This is a genomic window from Streptomyces sp. DG2A-72 (genome assembly GCF_030499575.1).
In the GTDB taxonomy this organism is placed as follows: Bacteria; Actinomycetota; Actinomycetes; order Streptomycetales; family Streptomycetaceae; genus Streptomyces.
Map to the genome: position 1 here is coordinate 6,298,888 of NZ_JASTLC010000001.1, position 20,200 is coordinate 6,319,087.

The following is a 20,200-nucleotide window of genomic DNA, read 5'->3' on the forward strand; positions in this document are numbered from 1 at the left end:
GGCCTGCGGCACTCGGGAAGCAGAGACGCGGAACGGTGCGCGGCTAACGTGTCCCACCGTGTGATTTCCCCCTCGGTCGGCACCGCGAAACTGCCGGTTACGGGATGCAGGAGATAACGTTCGTTCACTTCCCCGGCCGGTGCGGTGTGAGGTGTCCTGGCTGTGGCGGTGTGCTCGGGTGCGTACTCGGTGCGGCGGACGGCTCAGCGCGCGGCATGCGAGGCTCGTACGGCACGGGGGGCGGTGTGTGGGGTACGTATCGGTACGGATGCATGTAGTCGCTTCATGGAGGCAGTGATGGGTGTGGCAGCCGGTCCGATCCGCGTGGTGGTGGCCAAACCGGGGCTCGACGGTCACGATCGGGGGGCCAAGGTGATCGCGCGGGCGCTGCGCGACGCCGGTATGGAGGTCATCTACACCGGGCTCCACCAGACCCCGGAACAGATCGTCGACACGGCGATCCAAGAGGACGCCGACGCGATCGGCCTCTCCATCCTCTCCGGCGCCCACAACACCCTGTTCGCCGCCGTGATCGACCTCCTGAAGGAGCGTGACGCCGAGGACATCCTGGTCTTCGGCGGCGGCATCATTCCCGAGGCGGACATCGCTCCGCTGAAGGAGAAGGGGGTTGCCGAGATCTTCACGCCGGGGGCGACGACGGCTTCGATCGTGGACTGGGTCAGGGAGAACGTGGTGCAGCCGGCGGGAGCGTAGGCGCTCCGCTGGGAGGGGCGCGATATGCCGTTGGTTTGCTGCGGCGCCGTTGGGGCTGGTCGCGCAGTTCCCCGCGCCCCTTTGGGGCGCTGCCGGACCGCCTATGCCGCTTCCAACTCCTCCGCCATGGCCGCCCGTAGCCGCAGTGTCGTGACCAGGCGCTGGAACGCCTCCGCCCAGTACCCACCGGCCCCCGGTGACGCATCCTCCGGTTCGTCCGGTACGGCCACCAGGCCGTCCAGTCGGACCGCCTCCCCGGGGTCCAGGCAGCGTTCGGCCAACCCCATCACCCCACTGAAACTCCATGGATAACTCCCCGCGTCTCGCGCGATGTTGAGTGCGTCCACCACAGCCCGCCCCAGTGGCGTGGCCCACGGCACCGCGCACACTCCGAGCAGCTGGAACGCCTCGGACAGCCCGTGCGCCGCGATGAACCCGGCCACCCACTCGGCGCGTTCGGCGCAGCCCAGCGTGCCGAGGAGCTTCGCCCGTTCTGCCAGTGACACTGCTCCTGGACCGCCGGCTTCCGGTGCCGACGGAGTGCCGAGGAGCGCCCGTGCCCACTCCGCGTCCCGCTGTCGCACGGCGGCTCGGCACCACGCCGCGTGCAGCTCGCTCTGCCAGTCGTCCGCGACCGGCAGCGCCACGATCTGCTGTGGCGTACGTCCGCCGAGCCGGCCGGGCCAGGTCCCGAGCGGTGCCGCCTCCACCAACTGGCCGAACCACCATGACCGTTCACCCCGTCCCGCCGGAGGCTTGGTCACGACACCGTCCCGCTCCATGCTGGGGTCGCACTCGTGCGGCGCTTCAACGGCGATCGTCGGTATCTCCCGCATACGGTCGACGGTCACGCACGCCCCGGCCCGGACCGCCATCCGTCCGGCCAGTGCCGACCCCGGCAGCGCCGACAGCAACTCCGCCGCCGTCGCCCGTACGTTGCGGCTCCGGTCGGCCAGCGCCTGTTCCAGGAACGGCTCGTCGTCCGGTCCCAGTCCTGTCCGCAGCGAGTCGAGGAACATCAGGCGGTCCTCCGCCCGTTCCGTCGACCAGGTGGTCGCGAGCAGTTCGCGTGCGGCGGCCGGCACGCGGGCGCGGATGGTCGCGAGCAGGGCGACCCGCTCGGCGAACAGTCCCTCCTGCCACAGCTCCCGCACCTTCTCCGTGTCTTCGGGGTCCGGCACCGCCGCGCCCCCGCCCGGCGCCGCACGCAGGGCGAACCGCCAGTCAGGGTTGAGCCGGGCGAGCCACATCGCCCGCGGTCCCGCGAACGTCAGCGCCGCCGGCCGTAGATCCGTACGGCCGCGGGCCGCGTCCAGCAGCGCGGGCAGCACCTCCGGTGGCGCCGAGAAGCCGCGCATGTTGGCCCTCGCGAGCCACTGCGGCAGCAACTCCATGAGATCCGGTGCCGTGCCTCTGCTGCGGCCGGCGCCCGCGCCGGGACGGTCGGCCAGCAGCAGCGCGAGCCTGCGGGCCGCGGCGGCGGGCAGGTACGGGCGTGGGTCCTCGGGCGCCGGTTCCGGGCGCTCGGCCGCTCGCGCGGGTCGTAGCCCGGCCCGCCGTCGTACGGTCTCCACGGCCGCCGCGTCCAACAGCGCCATCGGGGCCTCCCGGCCGGGAACGGAACCCGGCGGAGTGCGCCGCTCGGTCCCGAGCAGGGCGGTGGTGACCAGTTCCTCCCAGGCGCTCGACGCGGGCGTGTTCGCAGAAGCAGAGACGCTCGGCGCGGGTGCATCCGCGGGAGCGGAGGTCCTGTTCATGCGCTTCCCTTCCGTTGGGTGCCGTGGGGCGGTTGAAGGCTCATCGAGGTCGGGTGTCCGGTGGGACGGGACACATGCAGGCTCAGCACAGCGTCACCGCCTCGCTCGTCCCCTCCGGCCAGGCGGTCAGCGGGTTGAAGCCGCGGTGGCCGCACTCGCCGAAGACCTTCACGGGGGCGCCGCCGGACAGGGCGACGAGTCGCCACAGGCCGGCGCGGGAGCGGGCCGATGGTGTCAGCGGCAGGGCTGTTGCCCCGTCGGCGTCCGCCAGCTGCCAGGAGTCGCCGTCCGGGGTCGGTATGACGCGGTCCAGCGTGACCGGGACCGACTCCAGCCAGGGGTCGTCCCGCAGCGCATCGCCGTAACGGGCGGCCGCCTGGACCGTCGTCACTCCCGGCGGACGTATCGCCGCCGGAGCGGGGGGCGCGAACTGCTCACCCAGGGAAGCCCGCAGCTGCCCCGCTCCGGGGTACGCGGACACCTCGGCGTCCAGGGACAGCCCGACCGGCAGCGCCAGTTCGGGAGCGCGGCCCGCGGCGCCGTAGGAGAGGAGCAGTGCGGTGCGAGCCGTGTCGGCGCCGTGCAGCCAGATTCTGCGGGTCGTCAGCTTCGGATCGGCCGTGTCGTACTGGGCGAGGATCAGCCAGCGGTCCCGGACCGGCGGGCCGTCCGCCGATGCGGGCAGGCCGATGCGGGAGCGGACCGTCGCCGCCAGTTCCTCGGGCAGCCGCTCGCGGCGCAGCCAGCCCTGGTCGAGGAGGTGGAGCAGTGCGCACTCCTCCAGCAGCCGCACCGGCCAGCCGGGACCGGACGCCGGAACAGCCCCCAACTCGCGGACGCGCGAGGCCAGTCCTGGGGCCTGGGCGTCGACCATGCGGGCCGCGGTCTCCTCCCACAGCCCGTACCCCGCCTGCTCCGCGCCCGCGAGGCCGCCGCGCAACAGGTCCGCCAGGCGCTGCTCCAGCTCCGACGCCCCCGCGGTGACCCGCTCGGCACGACGCTCCGCCCGGCGCCTGGCGGCCTCCGGATCACCGGGCCCGGACGTGGCACCCGTCGGCCCCGCCGCCCGTTTCTCCTCCGTGCGCCGGCGTCTGCCCGCGAGCCACTCCTCCGCCCAGTCCGGTGCCCGGCCCGGCGGCACCGCGCCGTCCCCGCCCGCCCAGAGCAGCAGCAGCCCGAGCGCGTGCTTGCACGGGAACTTGCGGCTCGGACAACTGCACTTGTACGCGGGGCCGGAGGCGTCCGCGATGTCGACGACCGTCTGATACGGCTTGCTGCCACTGCCCTTGCACAGCCCCCACACCGTCCCCTCGTCGGAACTGCCCGCCTCGGACCACGGCCCGGCCGCTCCGAGTTTGCTTCCCGCCTTGCGTGACGCGGCGTCAGGCGCCAGTGCAAGCACCTGGTCCGCGGTCCAGCGCACCCCCTGCTGAGTCATGTCATCGAAGGTAGATCCCACCACTGACAATCGGTCCGGCGAGCGCGTTTGCGCAGGTCAGAACGGATTGTCAGTGGCGTGGTGCACGGTGGACACCAGATCCGAACCGGCCGAGCTGGAGGGGGCCTCAGCCATGTCTGTGACCGTGGAACCGTCGTCCGTCGAAGTGCCTGAGAACACGTCCGCGCAAGATTCCGCGCAGGAAGCGGAGCCGCTGCGCCCGCACGCCGAGGACGCCTTCGCCACCGAACTCGCCGCACTGGCCGCGCAGGACGACCGTCCGCGCCCGGCCCGCTGGAAGATGTCGCCGTGGGCCGTCGCCACGTATCTCCTCGGCGGCACCCTGCCGGACGGCACGGTGATCACACCGAAGTACGTCGGCCCGCGCCGCATCGTCGAGGTCGCCGTCACCACACTCGCCACCGACCGCGCCCTGCTGCTGCTCGGCGTGCCCGGCACCGCCAAGACCTGGGTCTCCGAGCATCTGGCCGCGGCGGTCAGCGGCGACTCGACCCTGCTCGTGCAGGGCACGGCGGGCACGCCGGAGGAGGCGATCCGATACGGCTGGAACTACGCGCAGTTGCTCGCGCACGGCCCGAGCCGCGACGCCCTCGTGCCCAGCCCCGTCATGCGGGCCATGGCGGAGGGGATGACCGCCCGCGTCGAGGAGCTGACCCGTATCCCGGCCGACGTCCAGGACACGCTCATCACGATCCTGTCCGAGAAGACGCTGCCGATACCGGAGCTGGGGCAGGAGGTGCAGGCGGTCCGTGGCTTCAACCTGATCGCCACGGCCAACGACCGCGACCGCGGGGTCAACGACCTGTCCAGCGCCCTGCGCCGTCGCTTCAACACCGTCGTGCTGCCGCTGCCGGAGAGTGTCGAGGCCGAGGTCGACATCGTCTCGCGTCGCGTGGACCAGATCGGACGCTCCCTCGACCTGCCGTCCGTGCCGGACGGCGTCGACGAGATCCGTCGCGTCGTCACGGTCTTTCGCGAACTGCGCGCCGGGGTCACCTCCGACGGCCGTACGAAGGTGAAGTCGCCCAGCGGCACGTTGTCCACCGCCGAGGCCATCTCCGTCGTCACGAGCGGGCTGGCGCTGGCCGCCCACTTCGGCGACGGCGTGCTGCGGGCCGGTGACGTCGCCGCGGGCATCCTCGGCGCCGTCGTCCGTGACCCGGCGGCCGACCGGGTCATCTGGCAGGAGTACCTGGAGGCGGTCGTCCGCGAGCGCGACGGCTGGAAGGACTTCTACCGGGCATGCCGGGAGGTGAGCGCGTGAACGACAAGGGCGGGGGTGCTGCCGCAGGGCCACTGCTTCTCGGCGTACGGCATCACGGGCCCGGCTCGGCTCGCGCCGTGCGGGCGGCGCTGGACGCGGCCCAGCCGCGGGTCGTACTGATCGAGGGCCCGCCCGAGGCCGACACCCTGATCTCGCTGGCCGCCGACGAGGAGATGCGGCCACCGGTCGCCCTCCTGGCCCACGCCGTGGACGAGCCCGGCCGTTCGGCGTTCTGGCCGCTGGCCGAGTTCTCCCCGGAGTGGGTCGCGATCCGCTGGGCCCTGGAACACGAAGTACCGGCCCGCTTCATCGACTTGCCGGCCACGCACACGCTGGTGTGGGAGCGGGATGCGGAGGCCGGGGCCGGGGGCGGGAGTGAGGGCGCCGGGCCTGCTGAGCAGGGAGAGAGGTCCGAAGAAGCTGCGGAGGGCTCGGGGGCTGAGGGTCGCGCCTCTGGCGCAGGAGACGAGGAGGAGCCGCGCGGTGATGTAGGAGCCGAGGGTGAGCGGGGCCCAGGTTCTGAGGAGGCGCAGGCGCCCACCGTCGCAGACGTCCGTGTCGACCCGCTGGCCGTGCTTGCCGAAGCCGCCGGTTATGACGACCCCGAGCGGTGGTGGGAGGACGTCGTCGAGCACCGCGGGGTCGGGGAGAGGGACGCGTTCGCGCCGTTCGTCGTGCTGGAAGAGGCGATGGGGGCGCTGCGGGAGGTGTACGGGACCGGGGGGCATGACCGGGATCTCGTGCGGGAGGCGTATATGCGGCTCCAAGTGCGGTCGGCGCAGCGTGAGTTCGGGGACGGGGTGGCCGTGGTGTGCGGGGCCTGGCACGTGCCCGCGCTGCGGCAGAAGGCTGCCGTCTCCGCCGACCGGGCGCTGCTGAAGGGGCTGCCCAAGGTCAAGGTGGACATGACCTGGGTGCCGTGGACGCACCGCAGGCTGGCGCGGGTCAGCGGATACGGCGCGGGCATCGACTCGCCGGGCTGGTACGGGCATCTGTTCGGCGCGCCGGACCGGCCGGTCGAGCGGTGGCTGACGAAGGTCGCGGGGCTGCTGCGCGCCGAGGACCGGCTCGTCTCCTCGGCTCATGTCATCGAGGCGGTACGGCTGGCGGAGACGCTCGCCGCGATGCGCGGACGTCCACTGCCCGGGCTGAGCGAGACGACCGACGCCGTACGGGCGGTGATGTGCGAGGGCTCGGACGTGCCGCTGGCGCTGGTGCACGACCGGCTGGTTGTGGGCGATGTGCTGGGGGAGGTGCCGCAGTCGGCGCCCGCGGTGCCGTTGCAGCGGGACCTCGACCGGATCCAGCGTCGGCTGCGGCTCAAACCGGAGGCGCTGGAGCGGGAGTTGGAGCTCGACCTGCGCAAGGAGACCGACGCCGGACGCAGCAGGCTGCTGCACCGGCTGCGGCTGCTGGGCGTCGAGTGGGGTGATCCGGCGGCGTCGCGGGGCAGTACGGGTACGTTCCGGGAGACGTGGCGGCTGCGGTGGGAGCCGGAGCTGGCCGTCCGGGTCGCCGAGGCGGGGGTGTGGGGGACGACCGTGCTCGCCGCCGCGACCGCCAAGGCGGAAGCCGACGCCGTGGCAGCGCAGGGCCTCGCCGAGGTCACCGCGCTCGCCGAGCGGTGCCTGCTGGCCGAACTGCCGGACGCGCTGCCCACGGTGATGCGGATCCTCGCCGACCGGGCCGCCCTGGACTCCGACGTCGGCCATCTCGCCCAGGCCCTGCCCGCCCTGGTCCGCTCCCTGCGGTACGGCGACGTGCGCGGCACGGACACCAGCGCGCTGGCCGAGGTCGCGGCGGGCCTCGCCGAACGGATCTTCGTCGGCCTGCCTCCGGCGTGCGCCGCGCTCGACGCCGACGCGGCGGAGGAGATGCGGCGCCATGTGGACGCCGTGCACGGGGCGGTGGGGCTGCTGGGCGACGCTTCCGCGCCGGGCCACGGTGACCTGCGGGTTCGCTGGCGGTCGGTGCTGCGGGTGCTGTCGGGACGGGACACCGTGCCCGGCGTCGTCCGGGGGCGTGCGGTGCGGTTGCTGCTGGACGAAGGGGAGTTGGGGCAGGACGAGGCGGCACGGCTCATGGGGCTCGTGCTGTCGCCGGGGACAGCACCGGCGGACGGGGCCGCGTGGATCGAGGGGTTCGTCGGCGGCGGTTCGGGCGGGGGGATGCTCCTCGTCCACGACGAGCGGTTGCTCGGGCTGGTCGACGCCTGGCTGACGGGGGTGCCGGCGGAGGCGTTCACGGACGTACTGCCGCTGCTGCGGCGGACGTTCTCGGCGTACGAGCCGGGGGTGCGGCGGACCCTCGGCGAACTGGTCCGGCGCGGACCGGGGGCGCGGGGGAGCGTGGCGGCCGTCGGCTCCGGGATACCCGGGTTCGCAGCCGACCTGGACATGGCGCGCGCGGACGCGGTGCTGCCGGTGGTGCGGCTGCTGCTGGGGCTGGATGACGGCGATCACCCGAGCGCCGACGACAACGACCTTGTGGGGGTGGGGAGATGACGACCGACCGGTTGAGCGAGCTGAGGGAGCCGAGGGAGCCGAGGGGGCGGGCCGAAGCGGTGAACGCGGTCATGGGTACGGGTGGTGGGCAAGCGCTCCTGGTGGCGGACGGTCCGAGGACGACCGTGCGGGTGATGCCGCTCTGGGCGCGGCCCGGGACGGGACGGCCTGCGGCGGGACAGCGGCCTGTGACGGGACTGCCTGCGACGGGACTGCCTGCGGTGGGACAGCGGCCTGTGACGGGGCGGCCTGTGGCGGGGCGGGCTCTCACGGGGGTGGGCGTATGACGACCGAGGCGATGGACCCGGCGCAGGAGCGGTTGCGGCGGTGGCGGCTGGTGCTCGGGGGCGACGCGGCCGACGGCACCGGATGCACGCTGGCCGGGCAGGACGCCGCGATGGACGGGGCGCTCTCCGCGCTCTATGGGCAGGGGGACAAACCGCGGACGGGGCGGGACCGTTCGGCGGGCCTGGGTGCGTCGGCACCGTCCGTGGCGCGCTGGCTCGGGGACATCCGGACGTACTTCCCCTCCTCCGTCGTGCAGGTGATGCAGCGTGACGCCATCGACCGGCTCGGCCTCGCCACGTTGCTGCTCGAGCCGGAGATGCTGGAGGCGGTGGACGCGGACGTGCATCTCGTCGGCACGCTGCTCTCGCTGAACAAGGCGATGCCGGAGACCACGAAGGAGACGGCACGGGCGGTCGTGCGCAAGGTCGTCGAGGATCTCGAGAAGCGGCTCGCCAGCCGCACCCGGGCCACGCTCACCGGCGCCCTCGACCGCAGCGCACGCGTCAACCGACCCCGCCACCATGACATCGACTGGAACCGCACGATCGCGGCCAACCTCAAGCACTACCTGCCCGAGTACCGGACGATCGTGCCCGAGCGGCTCATCGGATACGGGCGTGCCTCCCAGTCAGTGAAGAAGGAGGTCATCCTCTGCATCGACCAGTCGGGGTCGATGGCGGCCTCGGTCGTCTACGCGTCGGTGTTCGGGGCGGTGCTGGCGTCGATGCGGTCGATCAGTACGCGGCTCGTCGTCTTCGACACGGCCGTCGTCGACCTCACGGACCAGCTCGACGATCCGGTCGATGTGCTCTTCGGCACGCAACTCGGCGGCGGTACCGACATCAACCGGGCGCTCGCGTACTGCCAGTCGCAGATCACCCGGCCCGCGGAGACGGTGGTCGTGCTGATCAGCGACCTGTACGAGGGAGGCATACGGAACGAGATGCTCAAGCGGGTCGCGGCGATGAAGGGGTCGGGGGTGCAGTTCGTGACGCTTCTCGCGCTGTCGGACGAGGGGGCGCCCGCGTATGACCGGGAGCACGCGGCCGCACTCGCGGCGCTGGGCGCGCCCGCCTTCGCGTGCACGCCGGATCTGTTCCCCGAGGTGATGGCTGCAGCGATCGAGAAGCGGCCGTTGCCGGTTCCGGACAGCGCATGACGACGGGAGGGAAGGGGGGCGAAGTCGGTTCGCTGACGATTTGTCGACCGACTTCGGCCAGCAAATGGGACATGTGTACCCATCGGTGTCGAGGGGGCTTGCGTAACCTCGGGAGGCGCGTGCAAGGATCGAGGCCTTGTCAGCGGTGCGCCGCGCCCCGCTTGCCCGCATGCGTCGCGCCGACTTGTCGCTCGTTCCGCCGCACGGGAGGACCCACCCCCTCTTGACCTTCTCAGCAGCCCTGTCCGGTGCCGCTCTGCGTGTCATGCGCACAGCGGCCGGGCGGCGTGCGCTGCAACTGGCGCTGCTGGTGTGTGGGTTGTTCGCGCTCGGACTGCTCTACGGGGAGCAGGCGCACGCGACGGACGGGGTGACTTCGACGACCTCGGCCGAAGCCGTGCGGCAAACGGAGCCGGGGGGCGGAGTCCTGGCGGCGACGCGGGCTACGGCCGGGCGGTTGGGGAGTCCGTCGGCCGAGCGTGCGGACGAGCCGGCTGGTGATGCCATAGAGGCCGTAGGCTCCGACGCGGACTCCTTCGAAGCGGACTCCTCCAAGTCGGCCTCCCCCGAGCCCAACCCCTCCGAGGCCAACTCCCCTGAGGTTAACTCCTCCGAGGCCAACTCCCCTGAGGTCAACTCCTCCGAGGCCGACTCCCCCGAAGTCACCGTTCCCCAGCGCCCCCAGGCCGACAAGGCACTCCCTCAGCCGCGCACCCCCAGGCCCGCCGATCGCATACTCCGGCCGGTGACCGAGGATGTCGTCGCGCCGGTCACCGAACGGGTCGTCAGGCCCGTGACCGAGGAGGTCGTCGGATCCGTGGACGAGCGGGTCGTGCGGCCGGTCGGCGATCTGGTGGGGGGTGTGACCGAGGGGCTGGCCGAGGCGCGGTGGAACATACCGCCGCTGTCGTTGCCGCCGTCCCTGCCGGTGACGCCCGAGTCGCCGGTGCTGCCGGAATTCCCGGGTGCCCTGCTGCCTGGGCTGCCCGAACTGCCCCTTCTGCCGGTGCTTCCGGGGCAGTCGCTCCCCGCACCGGTCACGTCGACACCGCAGCCGGCGCCGGACGCGGGCGTGGACGGCAAGGCGATGGGTGACGGCGCCTCCGAGCAACGTACGGACGGGGCAGCGGCCGTGATGTACGGCCCGATGTTCGTCGCCGACGTGACGCCGGCCGGCGATGCGACGCATGCCGTCGGGCATCGTGTCCAGCCCACCGAGTACGCGCCTGACCAGCAGGCTCCCGGGGGTGATCCGGGTGGTGCGCTGGGCAACCGTTCGGCGGCCGACAACGGCGCCTCGCGGCACGGCGATGCGCATGCCGTCGCGCTGCACCACCGGGCGCCGCTGAGGCTGATGGCCGGTGCCGCCGCTCGTCATGACGCGGGCGAGACCCGGGACAGGCACCCGGACATTCCCGTCTCCCCGGCATAAGGCAGGCCTCCCCCCGCCGTAGACCTGCCGCGCGGGGGCGGACCAGGTCTGCCCTCCCGTCCGGACACCCCTCCGATCTCCGGGCGGAAGCCGCCGGAGCCGTATCGGCACCTGTCATCGCATCCGGATCCACATCCGCGTCCACCGGTTCACTCTCCCCGGACCGTGCCGGACGGACGGAATGGCGGACCGACGGACGCGAGCGGGTGCGGCGGCGACGGTCATGTCCCCAGCCTCCCGAAGTGCCTTGAGTTCCAAGGGCTTCGGGGCTCCCCAGGGTCGTTCGAGCCCTCAAGGATCTAAGGATCTGACGCACGTATGAACAAGAACATCCGCCGCTCCATCGTCATAGCCGCCGGTGTCACCGGCGCCTGGGCGCTAGGTTCCTCCGTGGCCAGCGCGGACGAGTTGCCCGCAGCGTCCGTCACCACGCCTGACGCGACGACCGACGACGTCACGTCCGACGTGACCACCGCCCTCACTGACACGCTCGGGAACGTCACCGACACGGTCGACGGCGTCGTCACCGGCGTGACGGACACCGTCTCCGGCGCCGCCGGGGACACCACCACCCAGGCGACGTCGACCACCCAGGCCACCGGCGCCACCGCCGACAAGGCCGCCCGTACGACCACCGCCGGCGCCACCGAGCAGGCTCGCCGGTATGTCGACGCACAGGTGACCGCTCCGAAGGCGTCCAAGGTGAGGGGCGCCCAGGCGATCCAGGGCGCCAAGGCCGCGCGCGCCGCGCAGGCCGAGGCCAAGGTCACGGCAGCGGACGCCGCGGGCACGGTCCGCGCCACCGCCGAGGACACCTCGGCCACGGTCCACGCCTCCGTCTCCGACGCTCGCACCGCACCGAGGGGCGGCATCGACTACCTCTTCGGCCCCCTCTCCGCCTTCGCCCCCGAGCTGGAGAAGGCCCTGGCCGCCGCCCAGACGAAGCTCCAGGGCACCCAGTCGGCCGCCCGCGCCCAGGCCCAGGGCATCGACGGCGTCGTACGCACCAAGGCCCAGCACGTGGTCGCGGGCGCGGGCCGCACGGCAGCGGGTGTGACCGGCACCGCGCAGTCCACGGTCGCCGGGGTCCAGGGCCGTGCTGCCGGTACGGCAGCCACGGTTACCGGAACGGCTCACTCCACGTTCACCGGCGTCGAGGGCCAGGCGGCCCACGTGGCGTCCGCCGCTACCGGCACCGCGCAGTCCACGGTCGCCGGGGTCCAGGGCCGTGCTGCCGGTACGGCAGCCACGGTCGCCGGAACGGCTCACTCCACGTTCACCGGCGTCGAGGGCCAGGCGGCCCACGTGGCGTCCGCCGCTACCGGCACCGCGCAGACCACGGTCGCCGGGGTCCAGGGCCGTGTCGCCGGTACGGCAGCCACGGTCGCCGGAACGGCTCACTCCACGTTCACCGGCGTCGAGGGCCACGCGGGCCACGTGGCGTCCGCCGCCACCGGCGTCGACGGCCACGCGGCCCACCTGGCGTCCGCTGTCACCGGCGTCGAGGGCCACGCGGCCCACCTGGCGTCCGCCGCCACCGGCACAGCGCAGGCCACCGTCACCGGAGCCGGTGCCCGCACCGCGCCCGTCCTCGCCACGGCCACCTCGCGGGCCACCGCTGTCAGCAGCGCCGCCGAGGCTTCCGTCTCCGCCGTCCCCGGTCACCTCACCGGCACGGTCGGTGGGGTGAAGCAGCACGTCGTCGGGACTGTCAGCGGTGTGCCGGGGGTGGTCACGCCGGTCGTCGAGGAGACCGTCGTCGCGGCCGTGCCGCCCGTCGCCGGCCACGCCGTGCACGGTGTGGTCCCGGTCGCGGAGCAGACCGTGGGCGGTGTCGTGCCGGTCGCCGAGGGTGCCGTCGGCGGGGTCGCGCCCGCCGCCACCCACGCCGTGGACGGGGTGACGCCGGTCGCCGGGCAGACGGTCGCCGGGGTCGGGTCCACCGCCGGGCACGCCGTCGACGCCGCGAGCGCGCTGGCGTACGGAGTCGTCGCGGATGTCCGGCCCGTCGCGGGTGGCGTCGTGCAGGGTGTCCCGCCGGTTGCCACCGGGGCGGTCGCCGATGGGCAGGGCATCGCCGGCGGCGCCGTGGCCGGGATGCAGCCGGTCGTCGGCGGGGTGGTCGCGGACGTACCGCCGTACGCCACCGGCCTGGTCGGCCAGGTCGCCCACGACACCACGCACGCCGTCCTGCCGCCCGTCGGCAACACCACTGTGAACGGCGTGGTCCCGGTCGCGCAGCAGGCCGTCGGGGACGCCGGTGCGCTGGCGTACGGCGTCACCGGTGAGGTGCGGCCCTTCGCGGGCGGTGTCGTCGGTGAGGTCGACCCCTTCGTCCACGGTGTCGCCGGGCAGGCCATGCCCTTCGCCGAGGGCGTGGCCGGGCAGGTGCCGCCGTTCGCGTACGGGGTCGCCGGGGCGGTGCAGCCGGTGGTCGAGACGGTTGTGGAAACGGTTCGCCCGGTCGTGCAGGGCGTCGGCGGGAGCGCCACGGAGCTGGCGTACGGCGTCACCGGTGAGGTGCGGCCCTTCGCGGGTGGCGTCGTCGGTGAGGTCGACCCCTTCGTCCACGGTGTTGCCGGGCAGGCCGCGCCCTTCGCGCAGGAGCTGACCGGGACCGGCCAGGCCACCGGGGGCCCGCTCGCCGAGCACGCCGTGACCGGCGTCGAAGGCGTCGCCGAATCGGCCACTCCGGCCTACGTGCGGAACGTCCAGGGCTACACGCAGGACGTCACCGGCTACGCCTCCGGCGCGCAGTACGGCACCCCGTACAGCGTCTGACCGCAGGCCCGCCACCGACGCCGTACGACGGGCCCCGGCGGAACCGTCAACCGGCGCATCTCACCACCACGGCGCAGGCGCGGTGGTGGACGACCGGCTCCGCGGCGGCGATGGACCCGGACGGCCGAAAGCCGTCGGACCGTCCGGTCGGCACCCCGCGGACGGGCGGTTGATCCCCATTGGGGTGGGGATCAACCGGCCCAGCACCCTGAAGAGGCGCTGTTGCGCCCCTGATGGGGCTGTTCAAGAGGCCTCACCGGGTCAACCCCAGCCCGGTGAGGCCTTTCACCTGCGGCACGCCGTGCCAGTGATCGCGGCATCATGTGACAGGTATCACCGCTCAGGTGTGACCCCTGATTTAGAGACCCCCGTCCGGCGGCGATAACCTGCGAGACGGACATGCCGCGCGCTCGGACACCGTGTGCGCACCCCTTGTGACACATGCGGAACATGCGGTCGTCACGTTGCCCTCGCGGCACGCCCACGCATCCAACGAACCGCGAGATCACTGATAGGGACGGAAGCGCGTGGACCTGTTCGAGTACCAGGCGAGGGACCTCTTCGCCAAGCACGATGTACCGGTGCTGGCCGGTGAAGTCATCGACACGCCTGAGGCGGCCCGCGCAGCCACTGAGCGCCTGGGTGGCAAGTCCGTCGTCAAGGCTCAGGTGAAGGTCGGTGGCCGTGGCAAGGCCGGCGGCGTGAAGCTCGCCGCGACCCCGGACGAGGCCGTCGCCCGCGCGACGGACATCCTCGGCATGGACATCAAGGGCCACACGGTCCACAAGGTGATGATCGCCGAGACGGCTCCGGAGATCGTGGAGGAGTACTACGTCTCCTTCCTCCTGGACCGTGCCAACCGCACCTTCCTCTCCATCGCCTCCGTCGAGGGCGGCGTGGAGATCGAGGAGGTGGCGGCCAACCGTCCGGAGGCCGTCGCCAAGACGCCGATCGACGCCAACGAGGGTGTGACCCCTCAGAAGGCCCGCGAGATCGTCGAGGCCGCGAAGTTCCCGGCCGACGTCGCCGGCAAGGTCGCCGACATCCTCGTCACCCTGTGGGACACCTTCATCAAGGAGGACGCCCTCCTGGTCGAGGTCAACCCGCTGGCGAAGGTCGCCTCCGGCGACGTCATCGCCCTGGACGGCAAGGTCTCCCTGGACGAGAACGCCGAGTTCCGTCAGCCGGAGCACGAGGCCCTCCAGGACAAGGACTCGGCGAACCCGCTGGAGGCCGCGGCCAAGGAGAAGAACCTCAACTACGTCAAGCTCGACGGCGAGGTCGGCATCATCGGCAACGGCGCGGGGCTCGTCATGAGCACCCTCGACGTGGTCGCGTACGCCGGTGAAGCGCACGGTGGCGTCAAGCCCGCCAACTTCCTCGACATCGGCGGCGGCGCCTCCGCGCAGGTCATGGCGAACGGCCTGGAGATCATCCTGGGCGACCCGGACGTCAAGTCCGTCTTCGTCAACGTCTTCGGCGGCATCACTGCCTGTGACGAGGTCGCCAACGGCATCGTCCAGGCCCTGGAGCTCCTGAAGTCCAAGGGCGAGGACGTCACCAAGCCGCTCGTCGTCCGCCTCGACGGCAACAACGCCGAGCTGGGTCGTCAGATCCTGTCGGACGCCAACCACCCGCTGGTCCAGCGCGTGGACACCATGGACGGCGCGGCCGACAAGGCCGCCGAGCTCGCGGCTGCGAAGTAAGGGATCGAGGGACTCAGACCACCATGGCTATCTTCCTCAACAAGGACAGCAAGGTCATCGTCCAGGGCATGACCGGTGCCACGGGCATGAAGCACACCAAGCTCATGCTGGCCGACGGCACGAACATCGTCGGTGGCGTGAACCCGCGTAAGGCGGGCACCAGCGTCGACATCGACGGCAACGAGATCCCGGTCTTCGGCACGGTCGCCGAGGCGATCGAGAAGACGGGCGCGAACGTATCCGTCCTCTTCGTGCCGCCGGCCTTCGCCAAGGCCGCGGTCGTCGAGGCGATCGACGCCGAGATCCCGCTCGCGGTCGTCATCACCGAGGGCATCGCCGTCCACGACTCGGCCGCGTTCTACGCGTACGCCGTGTCGCAGGGCAACAAGACCCGGATCATCGGCCCGAACTGCCCCGGTCTCATCACCCCGGGCCAGTCCAACGCCGGCATCATCCCGGGCGACATCACCAAGCCGGGCCGTATCGGTCTGGTCTCGAAGTCCGGCACGCTGACGTACCAGATGATGTACGAGCTGCGGGACATCGGCTTCTCCTCCGCCGTCGGCATCGGTGGCGACCCGGTCATCGGTACGACCCACATCGACGCGCTCGCCGCGTTCGAAGCCGACCCCGACACCGATCTGATCGTGATGATCGGTGAGATCGGTGGCGACGCCGAGGAGCGGGCCGCGGCCTTCATCAAGGAGAACGTGACCAAGCCGGTCGTCGGCTATGTCGCGGGCTTCACCGCGCCCGAGGGCAAGACCATGGGTCACGCGGGTGCGATCGTGTCCGGTTCGTCCGGTACGGCCGCTGCGAAGAAGGAGGCGCTGGAGGCTGCGGGCGTCAAGGTGGGCAAGACGCCTACCGAGACGGCGAAGCTGGCGCGGGAGCTTCTTGCCGGCTGAACGGTTTCTTGGCTGAGCGTTGGTGGCCCGTTCCCCTGCGTGGGGGCGGGCCACCGGCGTTTCGCTCGCCCGCGCTTGCGGGGTGCCGCGCCTTTCTTTGGGACGGGAGCCGCCCTAGGCGGCACGAATGCCCGCAGCTACGGCGGCAGTCAGGGCAGCGTCGGTAGCAGTCTCTGCGGGCCCCTCGCCGTTTCCTCCCGGAGTTTCTCGCGTAGTTCCGACTCCGCCTCCGACAAGGGGCCCGGGGCGACTCGCTTCGGGACGCCGCGTACGTCGCTGCCGGGTGCCACCGGTGGCTCGTACTGGGTCGGGGCCGAGCGGAGGGTGAGGGCTGTTGTGCCGATCAGGGCGACGGTGAAGGCGATGGCGGCGCGGGTCCAGAAGCGGGCGCGGCGTTCGCTGCCGTGGCGGACCGTGAGGGGTTTGGCGGCGCGGAGGCGTTCGGTGGAGGCGAGGGTGGCGAGCCGGCGGTGGAGTTCGGCCGGGTCGGACAGCTCCGGCAGCCGTTCGGCGATCGCCGCGCGCGCGTGCAGCAGACGGTTCGCCGTCGCCGGAGTGCTCGCTTCCGTCTCCGCCGCCGTGTCCGGCAGATCGAGGCCTACACCGTCGTACAGCAGGAGCGTGCGGCGGTGCGGTGGCGGGAGTTTCAGGAGTACGTCCATCAGCGCGCGGTCGGTGGCGTCGGCGGGGGGCGGTTCGGGGTGCCGGTAGCGCGGGCGGAGGCGGTGCCAGGGGGAGAGGGCGCACTCGTACGCCGTCGCCCGAACCCAGCCCGCCGGATCGCGGTCGAGCGCCACCTCCGGCCAGCTCTGCCAGGCGAGTTGGAAGGCCCGCTCGACCGACTCGCGGGCGAGTTCGCGGCGCCCCGTGAGCAGATAGGTCTGCCGGACGAGGGCGGGTGCGCAGAACGCGTACAGCGCGTCGAAGGCCTGAGCGGGCGTCAGGGCGTCGGACCGCAGGTCGATCGCCGGTTGCGGTGTGAGCCGTGGGGGTGCGGCGGTTCGTACGGGAGTGTCGGTGGGGTCGGTGGGGTCGGTGGCCACGGGAGCGGGGTCTTGACCCGCCGTCACCTTCTTCTCGTCCTTCTCGTCCTTCTCGTCTTTCTCGTTTTTCCCGTCCTGCTCGTTCTTCTCGGTCGGGAGTTCGGCCAGCAGCTTCGCGTAGGCCTCTCGTTTCCGGCCGCGCGGAGTCGTCCGGCCGGTCTCCCACGAACGGACCGTTTCCCGGCTGACGCCCATCCGCGCCGCGACCTGAGCCTGCGTCAACGACTGGGCCTCGCGCAGGCGTCGGCGTTCGGCGGGCCGGGGGAGCGGGGTCGAAGGGCTCTGCTTCACGGCTCGCCCTTTCGTACGAAAAAGTACATAAACATATATTGAGCGACACATCGGTGGTTTGCCTGTTACGACGGGAAAGCGCGTGTCGTTGGGACCATGGCGGGCGTGACCCAGATGACCGTTCGCCGCCGTTCGTCGTTGTCGTTGCTGCTCACCCGGTTGCGCGACCGTTCGCCCGGGCTGACCGCGAGCCTGCTGGCCGGTGCGCTCGCGGCGGCGGTGGGGCTCGGGTCGTTCGCCGTGCTGGTGTTGGTGCTGTGGATCAGTTCGCCGTATCCCGACAGCGGGCCGGGCGGGGCGCTGCATGTCGCCGCGGCGCTGTGGCTGCTGGCGCACGGTGCCGACCTGGTCCGCACCGACTCGCTCTCCGGCGGCCCCGCGCCGGTCGGTGTCACCCCGCTGATGCTGCTCGTGCTGCCGGTGCTGCTGCTGCACCGGGCGGCGCGGGACGCCGCGGCGGACGAGCGTGAGGTGGACGGGCGCGGCAGCGGTGAAGGCCCGGGGCCGGGGCCGGTGGTGGCGTTGGTGGGCGTGGTCCTCGGCTATCTCGGAGTCGGTGCGGCGGCGGCTCTGTATGCCTCGGGGGGTGCGTTGCGGCCGTCGTGGGTGTGGGTGTGCGTGTGTGTGCCGGTGGTCGCGACGGTGGCGGCGGGGGCGGGGGTCTGGACGGCGTACGGGCGCACGGGCGAGCCGGTCTACAGCGTGCTGAACCATCTGCCGCCGTGGGTACGGCGGCGGGTACGGCGTCTTCTCCTCGTGCCGGATTTCCCGGCCCGTCTCTTCGCCGCCGCGCGCGCCGCGGGCGCCGGGGCGGCCGTGCTGGTCGGAGGTGGGGCGCTGCTGCTGACGGTGTCGCTGGTCTGGCACGGCGAGGCGGCCAGGAGGTCCTTTCTGCAGCTGACGGAAGGGGGGTCCGGGCAGTTCGCGGTGCTGTTGCTCTGCATGGCGCTCGTCCCGAACGCGGCCGTGTGGGGAGCGTCGTACGCCCTCGGCCCCGGCTTCACCCTGGGCGTCGGCCACGTCGTGTCCCCCCTGTCCTCGGCTCCCGCCCCGCTCCTGCCGCCGTTCCCGCTGCTGGCGGCGGTACCGGACGCGGGGGCCGGAACGCCGCTGAACTGGGCGGCGGGGGTGGTGCCGGTGGTGGCCGCGGTGACGGTGGGCTGGTTTGTGGGTGGGGCGGCTGCTGGGGGACGGGGCGGGGTGGGGGCCGAGGGTGCGTCGGGGGTGGGAGCCGGAGGTACGGCAGGGGTGGGGTCGGTACGGGCGACGGGAGCGGGGTCCCGGGGTGCCGCGGGGGTGGGGGCCGGTGACGGCGGGAGCGGTGCCTGGTCGTGGCGACGGACCGCCGGGACGGCCGGGTGGGCGGCTGTGCTGTGCGCGGGGCTGGTCGCTGTCCTTGCCGCGTTGTCGGGTGGGCCGCTCGGCGGGGCGGCGCTGGCACGGTTCGGGCCGGTGTGGTGGCAGGCCGGTGGTGCGGCGCTGGGGTGGATCGTGGGGGTGGCGGTTGTGGTGGCGGTGGGGGTGCGGGGGTGGCGGTGCCGGGAGGGGTGGGGGCGGCGGGGGAGCCGGGGGAGTCGGGAGGTGGAGAGCGCGGCGGATGTCACGCCGGGTGTTCTGTGTGAGCCCCTTGAATCGGACGATGACTCGGAGGCGTACGACCTGCTGCCCGCCGACGTCGATCCGCAGCCGGCGTCGGACGATGACGAGGGCCATGTGGAGCATGTGGAGCATGTGGAGCTGGGGAAGGTGGCCCCGCCCGCACAGTCACCGGAAGCCTGAACTCGCCCCCGCCGCCCCTACCCGTCCCATCCCTGAGGGCTGCGCCCCCAGACCCCCGCTTCGGCCCTGAACGGGCCTTGTCCTCAAACGCCGGACGGGCTGGAGGGTGCGGTCCGGCGCCGGGAAGCGAGCGCCCTCAGCCGTCCCTTTGATCCGGCGACCGGCCAGTTGTCACCGGTGCGGACCTCAGTCTTCTCAGTCTTCCGTGCCCAGGACGCCCCGCAGCTCCTCCGGCAGGAGTTGGCTGCAGGACTGCTTCGCTTCGTTGGTGAGGGAGTCGCTGACGCAGGTGTAGTAGTCGCGGTAGACGAGCTGGGCGGTGAAGGTCGCGGCGACGAGGGCGATGGCGAGGGAGGCGGTGACGAGGCCGGATACCGCGGCTGTGGTCTGGGGGCGGGCGTTGCTCGTGGGGGCCGGGGTGTCCGGGTCGGCGGTGCGGGGCTTGGCCCGCAGAGCGGTGATGCCCCAGTACAGGGAGAGGGCGCCCAGCAGCAGCGCGACGTACGGCCAGCTGAAGAGGGCGAAGAAGAAGGCCCACATGCCGGAGAGCAGGGAGTACCGCGCGCGGCGCTGGGCCGGGTCCGCCGGGTCCCAGCGGAGGTTCGTGCCGGGGCCGCTGCCGCCGGGGCCGCCTTCCGGGCCGCTGCCCTGATCGCCCCGGCCGCCCGGACGGTCGCCGAAGCCGCCCGAGGAGCGGCCGGGCTGGCGGTCGCTCCACTGGCTGCCCCACGGAGAGCGCGAGTCGCCCTCACGGTCACTGTCTCCCGAGGAGTCCTCGCCCGACGGGCGCCGCGGCTGCCACGGGCGGTCCGGCGTGCCCTCCGGCGGCGGTGCGAACGGGTTGTCCTCACCCGGCGTGCCGCCCTGCCCTTCGCCGTTCGGCTGGTCCGAGGGCGCGTCGGGCGGCGAGGCGGGGCGCTCCCGCAGAACCAGCACGGCGCTGCGCTCCCCTCCCTGCACCGACTGCTGGGGGAGCGTGAGGAGTCGCAGGCTGCGGTCCGGCATCAAGTGAGCGTCTTCCCCTTGGTGATAACGACGTGCTGACAACGACGTGCTGACAACTGCTGAACGGGTCCGGCGTGAGCGGTCCCTCCGTAAAACGCACCACCAACCGC

Annotated in this window: 13 protein-coding genes; 9 read left to right on the forward strand and 4 right to left on the reverse strand. The window is 72.6% G+C overall.

The features are described 5' to 3' along the window. The first annotated feature begins 297 nt into the window (after nucleotides 1–297). Entirely contained in the window at nucleotides 298–714 is a 417-nt protein-coding gene (locus tag QQY66_RS30070) for a cobalamin B12-binding domain-containing protein (RefSeq protein ID WP_301983384.1), read from the forward strand. Nucleotides 715–815: 101 nt separating this feature from the next. On the opposite strand, the gene QQY66_RS30075 is transcribed toward QQY66_RS30070, so the two are convergent. Both QQY66_RS30075 and QQY66_RS30080 read right to left on the reverse strand, forming a co-directional pair. Then, the gene (locus QQY66_RS30075) at nucleotides 816–2,471 is read right to left on the reverse strand and encodes a DUF5691 domain-containing protein (protein ID WP_301983385.1); all 1,656 of its coding nucleotides are present in this window, start codon (nucleotides 2,469–2,471) and stop codon (nucleotides 816–818) included. Between the two features lie 82 nt (nucleotides 2,472–2,553). Beyond that, complete coding sequence (locus QQY66_RS30080) at nucleotides 2,554–3,909, reverse strand: SWIM zinc finger family protein (protein ID WP_301983386.1); 1,356 nt, start codon at nucleotides 3,907–3,909, stop codon at nucleotides 2,554–2,556. Between the two features lie 133 nt (nucleotides 3,910–4,042). Here QQY66_RS30080 and QQY66_RS30085 point away from each other — a divergent pair, with 133 nt between their 5' ends. The 7 genes from QQY66_RS30085 (at nucleotide 4,043) to sucD (ending at nucleotide 15,972) form a co-directional block, all read left to right on the forward strand. After that, entirely contained in the window at nucleotides 4,043–5,194 is a 1,152-nt protein-coding gene (locus tag QQY66_RS30085; RefSeq protein ID WP_301983387.1) for an AAA family ATPase, read from the forward strand. After that, entirely contained in the window at nucleotides 5,173–7,698 is a 2,526-nt protein-coding gene (locus QQY66_RS30090; protein WP_301983388.1) for a DUF5682 family protein, read from the forward strand. Before QQY66_RS30085 ends, QQY66_RS30090 begins: the two co-directional genes overlap by 22 nt. A 283-nt stretch (nucleotides 7,699–7,981) precedes the next feature. Then, nucleotides 7,982–9,145, forward strand: a complete 1,164-nt coding sequence (locus tag QQY66_RS30095) for a VWA domain-containing protein (RefSeq protein WP_301983389.1) — start codon at nucleotides 7,982–7,984, stop codon at nucleotides 9,143–9,145. 223 nt (nucleotides 9,146–9,368) lie between these two features. Beyond that, nucleotides 9,369–10,577: a hypothetical protein gene (locus tag QQY66_RS30100; protein WP_301983390.1), complete on the forward strand. Its 1,209-nt coding sequence runs from the start codon at nucleotides 9,369–9,371 to the stop codon at nucleotides 10,575–10,577. A 318-nt stretch (nucleotides 10,578–10,895) separates the two neighbouring features. Continuing rightward, nucleotides 10,896–13,358 carry a hypothetical protein gene (locus QQY66_RS30105; protein WP_301983391.1) on the forward strand — a complete coding sequence of 821 codons (2,463 nt, stop codon included), beginning with the start codon at nucleotides 10,896–10,898 and terminating at the stop codon, nucleotides 13,356–13,358. A 527-nt stretch (nucleotides 13,359–13,885) separates the two neighbouring features. Beyond that, complete coding sequence (gene sucC / locus QQY66_RS30110; protein ID WP_301983392.1) at nucleotides 13,886–15,064, forward strand: ADP-forming succinate--CoA ligase subunit beta; 1,179 nt, start codon at nucleotides 13,886–13,888, stop codon at nucleotides 15,062–15,064. 23 nt (nucleotides 15,065–15,087) lie between these two features. Next, nucleotides 15,088–15,972, forward strand: a complete 885-nt coding sequence (gene sucD, locus QQY66_RS30115; RefSeq protein WP_301983393.1) for a succinate--CoA ligase subunit alpha — start codon at nucleotides 15,088–15,090, stop codon at nucleotides 15,970–15,972. Nucleotides 15,973–16,121: 149 nt separating this feature from the next. Here sucD and QQY66_RS30120 read toward each other — a convergent pair whose 3' ends face one another. Next, a complete protein-coding gene (locus QQY66_RS30120) occupies nucleotides 16,122–17,306 on the reverse strand; it encodes a helix-turn-helix domain-containing protein (RefSeq protein ID WP_301983394.1) in 1,185 nt (394 codons plus the stop codon). Nucleotides 17,307–17,402: 96 nt separating this feature from the next. Between QQY66_RS30120 and QQY66_RS30125 the strand changes: the two genes are divergently transcribed. Continuing rightward, nucleotides 17,403–19,085 carry a DUF6350 family protein gene (locus QQY66_RS30125; protein WP_301983395.1) on the forward strand — a complete coding sequence of 561 codons (1,683 nt, stop codon included), beginning with the start codon at nucleotides 17,403–17,405 and terminating at the stop codon, nucleotides 19,083–19,085. A 195-nt stretch (nucleotides 19,086–19,280) separates the two neighbouring features. On the opposite strand, the gene QQY66_RS30130 is transcribed toward QQY66_RS30125, so the two are convergent. Next, complete coding sequence (locus QQY66_RS30130) at nucleotides 19,281–20,090, reverse strand: hypothetical protein (protein WP_301983396.1); 810 nt, start codon at nucleotides 20,088–20,090, stop codon at nucleotides 19,281–19,283. Nucleotides 20,091–20,200: the final 110 nt, after the last annotated feature.